9 protein-coding genes are annotated in these 12,515 nt (G+C 61.8%); 6 read left to right on the forward strand and 3 right to left on the reverse strand.

The features are described 5' to 3' along the window. Positions 1–90: 90 nt before the first annotated feature. Entirely contained in the window at positions 91–1,239 is a 1,149-nt protein-coding gene (locus tag JNK74_23240; protein ID MBL7649102.1) for a PPC domain-containing protein, read from the reverse strand. A gap of 233 nt (positions 1,240–1,472) precedes the next feature. On the opposite strand from JNK74_23240, the gene JNK74_23245 reads away from it, so the two are divergent. The 6 genes from JNK74_23245 to JNK74_23270 all read left to right on the forward strand — a co-directional run bounded on the left by JNK74_23245 (position 1,473) and on the right by JNK74_23270 (position 7,420). Beyond that, positions 1,473–2,648, forward strand: a complete 1,176-nt coding sequence (locus JNK74_23245; protein ID MBL7649103.1) for an exo-alpha-sialidase — start codon at positions 1,473–1,475, stop codon at positions 2,646–2,648. Between the two features lie 99 nt (positions 2,649–2,747). Continuing rightward, on the forward strand, positions 2,748–3,665 hold the full coding sequence (locus JNK74_23250; GenBank protein ID MBL7649104.1) for an alpha/beta hydrolase: 918 nt from the start codon (positions 2,748–2,750) through the stop codon (positions 3,663–3,665). Positions 3,666–3,901: 236 nt separating this feature from the next. Continuing rightward, positions 3,902–5,077: a hypothetical protein gene (locus JNK74_23255; protein ID MBL7649105.1), complete on the forward strand. Its 1,176-nt coding sequence runs from the start codon at positions 3,902–3,904 to the stop codon at positions 5,075–5,077. A gap of 73 nt (positions 5,078–5,150) precedes the next feature. Continuing rightward, a complete protein-coding gene (locus JNK74_23260) occupies positions 5,151–6,350 on the forward strand; it encodes a metallophosphoesterase (GenBank protein ID MBL7649106.1) in 1,200 nt (399 codons plus the stop codon). Between the two features lie 86 nt (positions 6,351–6,436). After that, entirely contained in the window at positions 6,437–6,793 is a 357-nt protein-coding gene (locus JNK74_23265; GenBank protein MBL7649107.1) for a hypothetical protein, read from the forward strand. Between the two features lie 54 nt (positions 6,794–6,847). After that, positions 6,848–7,420, forward strand: coding sequence for a DUF4123 domain-containing protein (locus JNK74_23270; GenBank protein MBL7649108.1), 573 nt, complete (start codon positions 6,848–6,850; stop codon positions 7,418–7,420). Between the two features lie 12 nt (positions 7,421–7,432). On the opposite strand, the gene JNK74_23275 is transcribed toward JNK74_23270, so the two are convergent. Together JNK74_23275 and JNK74_23280 are read right to left on the reverse strand one after the other, a co-directional pair. Then, the gene (locus tag JNK74_23275) at positions 7,433–11,884 is read right to left on the reverse strand and encodes a hypothetical protein (protein MBL7649109.1); all 4,452 of its coding nucleotides are present in this window, start codon (positions 11,882–11,884) and stop codon (positions 7,433–7,435) included. Positions 11,885–11,923: 39 nt separating this feature from the next. Further along, complete coding sequence (locus JNK74_23280; GenBank protein ID MBL7649110.1) at positions 11,924–12,325, reverse strand: hypothetical protein; 402 nt, start codon at positions 12,323–12,325, stop codon at positions 11,924–11,926. Positions 12,326–12,515 lie beyond the last annotated feature (190 nt).

The following is a 12,515-nucleotide window of genomic DNA, read 5'->3' on the forward strand; positions in this document are numbered from 1 at the left end:
ATCCGCCTCATGCGATTGCGCCGTGCCACGAAGCGTAACTTCATGGCACGGCGTTGTCGACAGGCTGGCGCGATAGCGAATGGAGACGGCTTATCGCGCGATGATCTTAACCTTCAGGGAGTACTCCGCCTTTTCCCCGTTTTTCGCGGCGGGTTTCACCAGGAAAGGCCGAATCAGGTAGGTGCCATCGGTGTTGACGTCGATGGACGAGATAGACCCGTCGACCTCGCCGCGGTGCAGGGCGGCGCCGCTGGTGTCCGACACATCGATCACGTTGAAATAGGCCGAGGTGCTGGTCGTGGTCATTTCCACGTGGAGAGTCGAGCCCTTCGGAACATCCACGCCGTAGCAGTCGCTGTTGTAGCCGTTGATGTAGCCCTTGCTGATGACTTTGGTGGCACCCGAAGCGATTTCGAGCATGGTCAGGGCCTCGTCCGGTGTCAAGAGCGCCTGGGCCGCCTTGGCGCCGGTATGGGCTCCGCCCGACGGCGTGGTGGCGGCGGTACCGCTGTCGATCTGAATCTTCAGTCCGTACTCGGCCTTTTCGCCCCGCTTGGCGGCGGGGGATTCCAGAAATGGCCGGATCAGGTAGGTGCCATCCACGGAAGCCGCGACGCTCGCCTCGGGGCCCTCCACCTCACCGCGATGCACGGCGGCGCCGCTCTTGTCGGAGACATCGACGACATTGAAGTAGGCCGACTTGCTCTTCGTAGTCATTTCCACGCGGAGTGTGGCGCCTTTTGGCACGGACACACCGTAGACATCGGTCTTGTAACCCGTAATGACGGCTTTGTTGATTACTTTGGTGGCGCCCGGCTTGACGTCGAGCATGGTAAGGGCCTCATCGCTGGTGAGCATGGACTGGGCGGCTTTCTCGCCGCTCTGCGCGTTCAGGGCTTCGCCGAGACCAATCAGAACCTCGCCGCCGACGTAGCCCCGCTCATAACCGCGCTTGAACGCATCTTCATACTGCGACTCATATTCGCCTTTGTGCTGGCGATAGTCGTTGGGCTTCTTGTCCGCCGCATCCTTCAGTCCGGCGCGATTACCGGCGTGAGCGGCCTTCTTCTCGGGATCGTCCTTTGCCAGCACGATTCTTTCGGGCGTCGGCACAGCGGCCGCGCCTGCGGGGCGTGCAGCCTGACTCTGGGGAGCAACCAGACTGGCCAGAATGAAAGCGGCCGTGAGAAGCCCGGCGCGGACGGATGTCGGGGGGGTGAGATAGTCGAGGTGAGACATGGAGGAGCCTTTCCAGAATGGTTGCAATCCACACGCCGGAAACGGGCACCAGGCAGCCTTCCCCCGCGGTTCCCACACCGGCACAAATCCCCCATACTCTAACATTGGCCCGAGCAAGTTTCCATCTCGGAATGCGTCCCGCTGGGGAGAGGTGGCGGATGGGGCGCGCGAATGATGGGACTGGCGACCGGGAATGTGGCAGACTGTGACCTCCGCCCATCTGGAGAAATGACATGGGAATCTCACAAAACATGTTGGTGGCGCTCGCCCTGCTCTGCCCGGTGAGCGCGATCTTTGCGCAGAAAGCGCCCGCTGCGGGAGCCCCCCTGCCGGTCTATCCGATCTGGGATGAATCCGTGCCCTTTCCGACGCGGGAAGCGCTCGCAACGCCCGATGGGATGACGCGACAGGTAGTTCATCGCGCGGGGAGCGATGAATTCAATTTTCTGCATGACGTGGCCATTACGGAATACCAAGGCACGCTCTTCGCCGCGTGGTACAACTGTCCCAACGGGGAGATGGAAGGCGCGTCGGTGATTCGGGGTCGGCGATCGACGGATCAGGGCAAGACGTGGTCCGAGGTGGAGGTGATTGCGGCGGATACGGCGAACCAGGGTGTGATGTATGTTCCTATTGCGTTCGGGCAGAGCGGTGGGCAGCTCTATGGTTTTATTTCCAATATGATCGGTCCGGATTTGGTAACGCGATGCGAGGTTTTCGTCTATCCCGGCGCAACGGCCCCCGGTGAGCCCTGGAATTCGAAGGGCTTCATTGCGGATAGCTTTCTCCCCAACAGCGCGGCGCAGCGGCTGCCGGGCGGGGACTTTCTGATCGCGGGACGCGTGGCCGATGCGCCGGGAACGAAGCCGGAAACCCCGGCGGTGGCGCTGAGCCGAGGGGATGACCTCACGGTGCCCTGGGACATCGTGCGGCTTCAACGGGACAAGCACCTGCCCGATGGGCACGAATTGAAGTATCCGGAGACGACCGTTATCGTTGAAGAGGATGGTCTTGTGGCCTTCGTCCGCAATGACGGCGGCAATGGTCTGATCTACACCGGCGACCCGACCGGCCGCACGTGGTCCGCACCGCACACGGCGAACTTCCGTATTGGCTCGGCCAAGCCCTATGCGGGCACGCTGAGCACGGGCCAGCGCTACCTGCTCTACACCACGCCCACGCCGGGTTATCGCGAGCTATTGACGATGGCCATCAGCAAGCCGGGCGAGCGGCGCTTTTCCAAGGTTTGGCAGATTCACGATGGCCCCGACACGGCGCTGGGCGTGGGGCCGGAGTGGTCCTACCCGTGCGCCTATGAAACTTCCGGGAATCTGTACGTGGTCTACACCTCCGAAAAACGCCACGCGATGCTGGCGATTATTCCCGTGGCAAGTCTCGCATCACCTTGAACCAGCCACGCCCCGGACAGCGGTGTTCTTGCGTCACCGACTTCTCTGGTTCATACTTGCTCGAAATCTGTCCTTTGCCTGAATTCTATTGGAGTGATCATGAGTACGTTTCCGCTGAAATCCGCGCTGTTTGTTCTCGCCTTCGCAACATCACTGTCCCCGGCCCACGCGGGCATTGAATCGCTAATCGTGCCCTATACCGCCACGGAGGATGTGGTTTACGGCCAGAAGGAGGGCATGGGCCTGACGATGGACATCCTGGAGCCGGAGCAGGGCCGGAAGGGCATTGGCATCGTGCTGATCTCCAGCGGGAGCTGGCGATCGAGCAAGTCGAATCTGCCGGAGGAAGTGGCGGAGTTCCGCCAGGACCACTGGGCCATGGGCCTGCTGAGCAACGGCTACACGGCCTTCGTGGTGCGCCATGGGAGCGGCCCGCGCTTTCATGTGCCGGAGATGGTGGAAGACGTGCGGCGCGCGGTGCGCTTTATCCGCCTGCACGCGGCGGACTACAAGATCGATCCCGATCACCTGGGCATCACCAGTGGATCCTCCGGCGGCCACCTGGCGCTCATGGTGGGGATGACGGGCGACGATGGCAACGCGGATTCGAAGGATCCGGTGGAGCGGGTGAGCAGCAGGACCCAGGCGATTGTGTCGTGGTTTCCGCCGACGGACATGGTGAACTATGGCATCACCGATGGCTATACCTTTGTCCAGAAGCTCCAGCCCCAGCGTTTCACGGACATGTTCGGCACGATCACGGATCTGCCCGCCCAGCTCCGGGAAGTCTCGCCGCTGTATTTCACGACGCCGGACGATCCGCCCCTCCTGCTGCTCCATGGCGACGCCGACAAGACCGTTCCGCTGCAGCAGTCGGAAATCCTGAAGGCGAAGTACGAAGAGACGGGCCTGAAGGTGAAGCTGATCGTCCAGCCCGGCGGCGTGCACAGCGGCTGGGAAGGGCTGGAGAAGAATTACGTGGATGTGGCCGAGTGGTTCGACACGTACTTGAAGTAGCGTAGCGCACAAGAAATTCAATCTCTGCGTCGTTGCGCCTTTGCGTGCCACAGGACTTATAGCGTTCACGCAAAGGCGCGGAGGCGCAAAGCGAACAATAACAGCCGTGGCGCTCTGGCAAGCGGATTGCACCCGTCGGGGGCTGAAAAGCCCCCGCTCCATACCTCCCCAAAATCCCCAGTCTTCAATGCGAATGCGCTGATTCTAGTTTCCATCCTTTTCCAGGAGGTATCACTTTGACGTTTGTTTCTCGCGTGGCCCTGCTGGGCTTCTTTATTTGCCTCTGCGGCATCTCCGCCGCCGCGCCGATCTCGCGGATATGGCTGACCCATAAGACGAGCGATCCTTCGAAGCTCATGGTGAACTGGGAGTCGAAGGAGGTCGGCCCGTCGCGGGTGGAGTATGGGTCTTCGGAGGCGTTGGGCGAGTCGGCGGGGAGCGACGGACCCGCGACGCTCCACCATGTGGAGATTCCCTTTCCGCAGACGGGCCTGCTCCACTATCGGGTGAGCACCGGCGGGGAAGTGTCGGCGATCAACGCGGTGAAGTCGTACAGCGGGGAGGCGCTCCGCATCGCCGCCACGGCGAACTGGCAGTTTCGACCCGCCATTGACGGGCTGATCCAGGATGACCCCCACCTGCTGCTTTCGTGCGGCGACATGGTGCTGGACGTGGTCACCATCGACAACGTGGGCGCTACGGGCAACACCCAGCCCTTCGCCACGATCATTGATCGCTATCCCGCGCTCTTTGCACGGGTCCCCTTTCTGCCGGCCCTGGGCAATCACGAACGGCAAATCCGCTATCTGAAAGAGGGGCAGGCGGTGGAAGCGATTTATGATATTGAGGCTACCGCGTTCCGCAGCTACTTCCCCTTGCCGGAAGACGGGCGCAAGTATTTTTTCGACATCCCAACCTTCAACACGCGGCTGGTGGCGCTGGACCTGAGCCATATCCGCGACGTGGGCACGCTTCGCCAGAGTTGCCAGCCGTTCGAGCGCAATTCAGAGCAGTTTCGATGGTACCGTGAAGTGGTGAAAACCCGCCCGTCGCGATTCATGATCACGTATTTCAACGAGTCCGGTCCGAATATTCGCGCCCAGGAAAAGGGCATGTGGGAAAACATGCTGCGCCAGGGTTCCGCGGTGCTTTCCGGGTTCGGGAGTTTCGCGGAACGGAGCGAAGTAAAGGGCCTGCCCTATTTCACTTCGGCCCTCAAGGTGCTGGATTCCTTCGGCGACAAAGCCAACGGGAAGTTCTACCAGGCCGTGGAGAGCTATACGCTCCTGACCATTCCCAAGGCGGGCGTGCTCATGACCGTGGAACTTAAAAAGACGGATGGCACCGTGCTCGACCGTTCGGAATGGCCCAGCCGGCCCCAGCCCGGAAATCGGCAGCGGATCCCTCAATAGCGCCCGCCCCCCGAATTTCAAAATTATCGGGTATACTTCCAGAGGCCGATGGTCGGCCCCATGGAGGATTGCGATGGCGTGTGTTGTCCGGTGTCTTGTGGTCTGCTGCGCGGCGTTTCTATTTTCGACGTCCGCCCGGGGTGAATACATCACCCGGATCTGGTTGACCCATGCCAGCACCGACACCACGACGCTGATGGTCAACTGGGAGACCGATTTACCGGGTCCGTCGCGCGTGGCCTATGGCCCCACGGAGGCGCTGGGCGGGGAAGTCCGGGACGATGCGCCTGTGACCCTGCACCATGTGCCGGTCCCCTTTCCCGACGATGGCACGCTCTACTACCGTGTATCCACCGACCGACGTTGTTCGGCGATTCACGCGGTGCAAACCTACAGCGGCGACGCGCTCCGGATTGCGGCGGCGGCCAATTGGCAGGATCACCCGAATCTGGACGCCTTGCTGGCCGAAGGGCCTCACCTGCTGCTTTCCTGTGGTGATATGATCAACGGGCTTATGAGCATCGGCCATCCGGGCAATCGAACCATTACCACCGATTTTTCCGACCTGATAGACGCCTATCCCGACCTCTTTGCGCGGACGCCTTTCATGCCGGTGCTGGGGAATCATGACCGCCAGATTTACCACCGGCTCCTCCAGCCGCCCCCCGAGCCCATCTATGACCTGAAGGCGACGGCCTTCTTGAACTTCTTCCCCCTGCCCGATCCAGGTAGGACCTGGCACCTCGACATTCCAGGCTTCGATGTGCGCGTTATCGGGCTGGACCTGAGCCACACGCCCGACGCGGGCACGACGTGGCAGAGTTGCCAGGCTTTCGACGCGGGGTCCGCACAGATGTCGTGGTATCGCGAGACAATGGCGGAAAGCCGCCAGCGCTTTGTGCTCACGGTGTACAACGAGTGGCACCACCTCGTGGGCAAGGCGGCGGAGGGCGAATGGATGAACGTGGCGAAACAGGGTAGCGCGGCGATTTCCGGCTTTGGTCTTTTCGCGGAGCGGGCCAACTACGACGGCCTCCCCTGCTTCAATACGGCGCTGAAAACGGGCAACATTTATGCAAACGGCGGTCGCACCCGTTTCTATCAGAAAGCACCGAGCTATCTGTTGCTCACGATCCCGAGGGCCGAAGGCCCCATGCGGGCGGACTTCAAGTCCCTCGATGGGCGGCTGATGAATCGGACGGAATGGCCGGAGCGGAAATACCAGATCCGCGCGTCGACGACGGGGCTTGCAGCCCGGCTTGATTCCGACTAGAATCATGGCGTCGTGCCGTAGGGTTCCCCTCGCGGGGGCGCCATTGCTTTTCACCGGGTTGAAGTCCAAACGAAGGGTTCGAGCTCATGCGTCAACCATGGGGTAAATCAGATGTCGACGGGGCCAAGTTCAAGATGGCCGCGAGCGAACTGGATCGCATGTATGACGAGATGCCGCGCCTGCCGGAGCCCCCGGCCCAGGCCGAAGGCGAGGGCAGCGCCCCGCCGGGAACGCCGCCCCGAAGCCAGCCCCAGACCATCGCGCCCGCACCCGCCGAGGAGGAGCACCCCGCCGAGTGCACGAATCCCGCGTGCGCGCGCGCCTTTACGAGCGCCTCGGAAACCGGCGCGCCCCTGGTGCAGGGCTCGGGATCGGGCTGCACGGACGAGCGCAAGGCGGTGGACAAGTCGAAGATTCCCAATCCCGACCGCCGCAAGAGCTGACGAGCGCATCGGGATGGCCCCAAGCAAACTTCAACGACGAAACGTGACGCACTGATGTCGAGCAAGCCCAACGCCTACGATCTGCACTGCTTCATCGAGCAGCACAAGCAACCGGGAGATATTCTTTACTCCGTGGTGGATGCCGCGAGGGACTACCGCCTGGCGATGGCCTCCCGGGACCTGCTGGGGGAACCGTTGCGCCCGCTTTTCATAAAGGCGCCGCGCCACATGGAAAAGGTGGGGCCCTATCTGGCGCGGATTCAGTGCACGAACCGCTATCCCGACTATATGAAGCTCTGGGCCGAGCGTCTGGGCGACAACGGGGGCATTCTGCTGCTGAGCAGTGCGTGGCCGAAGGCGATTTACAGCCACCTGCGGTCCATATTCAAGGTCTACGACGAAACCGGAGCCATGTTCTATTTCCGATATTACGACCCCCGGGTGCTGCGGACCTACCTGCCCACCTGCACCGCGAAGGAAGGCCGGCAGTTCTTCGGACCGATCCGCAGCATCCTGGTCGAAGATGAGACCGCCGGCGTTATGAGAAACTACCGCAATGGACAGGCGGCCGTCCAGATGGACGCGGAACCCATCCCCGTTTCAGAAGAGGCCGCGACTTTCGCATAAGTCGCGCGCCATCTACACGGTTTTCGCGTTCCACGCGAAGGTGCGAATCGGTGCGGGCGGGCGCGTCTCCACCAGACCCTGGGCCGGCACGGCGGCGGGATAGCACGTGTAGGTCGGTTTAATCGTGGCGTTCAGGGGCTTATCGACGTCGGCTGTAACCCTCGCCCGGGCCTGCCAGTTGCCGGTGGCATTGCGGGGATCACGCGCGAGATCTTTGATGTCATCCGGCCAGGTGATGTCCCAGGCCGCGTCGAAACCCCAGCCGACTTCGGCCACGGCGGCATAGAGCAAATCGCCCGGGCCGCCCTCGTTCCCGCCCAGGCCGCGCCCCGTGGCATCGGTCCACACGCACAGATAGGACTTGAAGGTTTGCGCGTACTCCGCGCGGGTGAGCAGGGCGTTCTTGTTGGTGAAATGGGTGACAAGAAACTCCGTGCCGGGCGAGTCCACGGCAACCGCGACGGCATCGCAAATCACGTTGGGATCCCATGCAAAGTGGCGCTGGCCCAGGCAGGTCTTTGCGCCGCCGATGGGATCATTGCCGGTGTCGAGGAGCGGACTGGCGGTGCTGAAGCCGATGGATTGCAGGGCGGGCTGGGCATCGCCGAAATAGCGATCGGCGGCGGGCATGCCTTCCCCCGTATCGATTGGCACGCTTGTGCCGGCGCCCTGATTGCTCACGAAATCGCCCGTCATCCGAAGAATACCCGTGGGTACGACGGACCCATCGCGATAACGCCCGACGATACTGCCGCCGGTCTTGTTCTGAATCCAGCCGGCAAAAACACGACCGACGACTCCACGCTGAAAATCGCGTCCACCGCCCTTGATATGAACGCGGCCCGCGAGAACGGCGCAGGCGTGGTCCCGAAGGGTATTGAGTGGCGTGCTCGCGGCGGGGAATGGGATGTCTCCCGTCCGTGCGACGAGTGCCAGGCCGTTGACGAAACCGCGCGTCTCTATGGCGGTTCGTTTAGCGGCGAGATTGGCCACGGTCGGCACCTCGGGACCGGCGAGGGCCAGCGCCTCAACCACGACAAGATTGATGATATAGCAGGTGGAACCACTGACCCGCATAATGATGTGGAAGGAGCCCACATTGTCCGTCGGGACATCAATCTCGACATCGATGGGGACGTTAGACTCCGTTGGCCGTGACACATCAATGGACTGCCTCGACTTGGACAAGGGCGAGTCGAATCTGTGGGTGCAGGCGGCCTTCAGGGTGGCATGGTCGTCGGCCGCCTGCTCCAGATAAAACTGTGCGCGCATGCCCATGCCATATCGCGCCTTGAGCCGAAGCGGCGTGTCGGAGCGGAGGGAACCCTTGACGATTACCACGGGTGGATTCTTGTCGAAGTCGCGACATTTGTAGGGCGAATCGGCGTGGAGAATGGTTGCAACCTCCTGAGCACAGAAACGCTGGGGCGCGGCGGCATTCGGTGTCGTGGTACCCGGCAGATTGCGCGCCGTCAGCGGCGCGGTAGCGGGAATCTCCACGGTGAGCGACGGACAGGCGCCTACGCGCAGCTTGCAGGTGTCAAAGGTTGTCGTTGGCGTGTCGCGATTAAACGTCGTGGAGATCAGCTCGATTTCCGCATGATCGTTGTTGGCGGCCTGACCACCCGTCTCAACGATGCCCTCCAGCCAGATATCCATGCTGCGCTTGTCCGGGAAGTGTTCGTTTTTCTGGTCGGTCGGCCTGAGTTCGTACTCCCGCCACTTCTTGCCGTTGCGCGACTTCTTCGACCCCTTAGCGTCGCCCAGTGCGTCGGTCTTGTGTTTGAACATGGCTACCAGGCCGTCGGAAACCCGCAGAATCATCTTCTGCGTGTAAGCGATGGGAAGACAGATCTTTACCTGCACCCGCAAGCGCAGATGCGCCGGATTGTCCGCGGTGGACAGGGGCACAAAAACGGCGTTGCGGCGCTCTTCCCCGTCAACGGGCGTAGGCGCTTCGGCGCGATCTACACTGAAATTATAGAACTGCATCCAGGGCCCCGGCGTGGCCTTGTAGCGGAGCGTGCGCTGGACCGGGGCCGTGCTGACCCGCTGCCCACCGGCGGCAGCGAGGGTCAGGGTCAGGGTCGCGCCCGCGAGCTCGCCCGCCGCGTAGAGGGTCTTGCCCGCCCACAATTCCGCCGAAGTCAGGGGCATGCCCGTGGCAACGGTGTTCAGTGGGGCACCGCCGGACTCCGTGGCGTAAAACTCGATTCCGGGGGTGTTGCAGGTGAAGGTACCGTTGCCCTGGTAGGGCTGGGTGGCGCGAAGCAGGATTTTCTCGCGCCGCTCCACGTCGAGATATCGGAGAAAGACGGTCGTATTATTTCCTGTCTCGCTGCTCGCGTTGGGGATTTCGATGACGGGCTCCACCTGCTGGGGTTGGAGGAAAGTTACGCAGTGAAGCAGTTCTCTGCCCTTCTGCACCCCCAGGCTGAATAAAAGCTTGTCGCCCACGTTCCATGCGGATCCTGCGCCGAGGATGTGGCTTAGATTGTCGCGATCCAGAATCTTTGCATAGACCACGCGCTCGCCCCCCGCCTGCACCGCCTTGGTCCGCATGAGCGTCTCCAGCGTGGCGAGATCAGACTCACCCGCCATGGCCTTTGCCCGCGCCTCCAGCACGGCCTGCTCCAATGGGCTGAAATCCGGAGAAAACGCGCCCGCAGGAGGCGCGGCGGGCGTGGCGTTGGCCACTATCGTCCAGTTGTTTGGCTCGTCTTCATCCCAAGCGCCGAGCACTTTTCGCAGCGCTTCCAGGAAGGTCAGATAGTAGCGCTCGAAAAACAGGGTACCCACGGACATGAGGTGGTTATTGCGTTCATAGGGCGTGGGGCTGGCCTCCAATCGCAGGGCGCCACACTGGGCCTGCATGGAGACCTGGGCCTGCGCAAACTGGGGAAGATTTCCGGGGCCGTAGGTCTGATACTCATCGGGAAGTCCAAAGAAGTGACCGCACTCGTGGGTAGCGGCGGAGTAGGGCACGTCCCCACCGACATAGCGGATCTCCACAATAGCCCCTTCGACTTCAGGGGCGTCTGCAGCATTCTGGGCATACTCCGGTGGCGCTGTACCAAGTTCCGCCACGGTGCGCCGGCAAATGTGTGGATCAGGTGCGAGCTGCTCATAAACCCGGGTTGCTCTGCTTATCTCGAGGTTTGCCAATTCGCCCGGCGCGCGCTGCCCTTTCACAAAAACTCGAAACTCAAGCCCCTTGCAGCGTGTTGTAAGGGAAGTGGAAATATCGGAGAGCAGCGCTTTGGTTTCCGGGTTCAAGTCATCGCTACCCCTTGCAAACTTGACCGTACACTTGGGTACACCGCCCATGCGGTCCGCCTGGTTGGTCGCCGTGTTTCCGACGCGGGCCGTCCAGAATTGCTGCCAATCCGCAGCGATGAACTTCTGGTGGCCGTTGACAATTGAGGCCGAAACATTCGGGGGATGAACCGCATCGAAAGCCACTTCATAGAGGAAAACGTTGGCCGCGCGGTGGGAAATCGCGGTGGGGAGGCCCGAGCCGCCTACGCCGCTGAGCAGGGCCACGTAGTGATCGGAACCCGAGTCTTCAAACTTCTTGATCACATCGGCGGGGCACTTTTCGATTACGCGCGCGTCGAGGGCCGCCTCCAATGTCGTTGAACCGCCGTCCTGAAAATAAACAGACACCGGCCAGGCTTTGTTGTTGCCGTCCTTCAGCGCGAATCGCTGGTTCCACATCGTTGTACAGCGTGCGATGTAATCCGCCTTGTATTGATCCAGTGTCTTCTTGAAAGCGTTCGACTCCGCGACGAGCATGGCGAAGAAGGTCTTTGCCGCCACCTTTATTTCATTTTCCTTCGGATCGAATTCGATACCGAAACGGCCCATGCCCGTCGAAGGGATGTATTTCACTGCCTTGTAGCGGTGCTCGAAGTCCACATCGAAATACGTGTAGCCCCGGGGCTTCGTGCACACCGCCTCCGCTTTCGGGCGGATGGTGAGCTTCAGCTTGTAGGGCGACTTATCCATGTTCACCAGATCGTCTGGATAATCCGCCTGGCCGTGGGTCACTTTGGTGTCCCAGGGGAGCTCGCCGGCGTCGCTGATGCCCTGGGCGAATTCGTGACTCAAGATGGCGTTGGGATTGCCTTTGGCGAAGAGTTCCAGCAGGGCGTGGTCCACCTGCGCCCCGTTCTTCACAGTCCACTTGATGGTCACGGCGCTCTTGGGGATCACGCGAAAACGCCCCACGCCCGTCTCCGGCGCGCCGTGGGGATCGGTCAGGCTCTTCGATACCTTTACCGTGTCGTCGGGGTGGGTGCTTTCCAGCGTGAGGGTCAGCACCTCGCACTCGGGCGGGCTCGAGCAGGACGTCTTTGCCGGGGCCGTTGACTGCGTGCCGTGGGTGGGCTCCGCCTGGGCGAGGGCCGACTGGCCATCCGAGAAGTCGGCATAGTTGATGTCCGGCGGCGTTTTCCCGTGCACGATGACTCCTTGTCCGGCGGTGGCATCCACCGCGATTGACTATTCCCCGGAAACGCCCGCGCTGCCCCGGCCATCCAGCCCTGTACCCTCGCCCTCGTGGCGCAGGCCTTCCACATAGAGCCGGTTCATCAGGCTGGCGGGATTGGCGCGCCCCGCTCGGGCCAGCAGGCGCGTGGCCCAGCCCAGGGTCGGGTCGCGATCAAAGAGGCGCCCGAAGGTGAACATCAGATTGAGAAAACGGGTCGCATCCCGTTCGCAGGCGAAGCCATAGTGCTCCGCACGGACGATCCCGTCGCGCACCACATCGACCAAGGCCTCATCCGACAGTGCTGCGCATTCGCCGGGAAAATACTCGCGCACATGGGCCACCGCCCGCAAGACAAAGGGCTCGCGAAGATGGGCTTTGAATGGCTCGATCTGTGCTCGGCGAACAATCAGCAACGCGGCGCGACTCCCGAATAACTCCTACCCTGCGCATGCGCCAGCGGGGCCGAAAACGACCCGCGCGCATCGATTGGCGAGTATACGGGCGGGGCCGGGGCTTGTCAAACGACCGAATTGCCTCACAATAAATCTACTCGAAATGTATTCGTTGCCTCACGAAGGAAATCTATCCGAAACGGGCTGGGTC

The sequence above is a fragment of the Candidatus Hydrogenedentota bacterium genome, assembly GCA_016791475.1.
Lineage (GTDB): Bacteria > Hydrogenedentota > Hydrogenedentia > Hydrogenedentales > JAEUWI01 > JAEUWI01.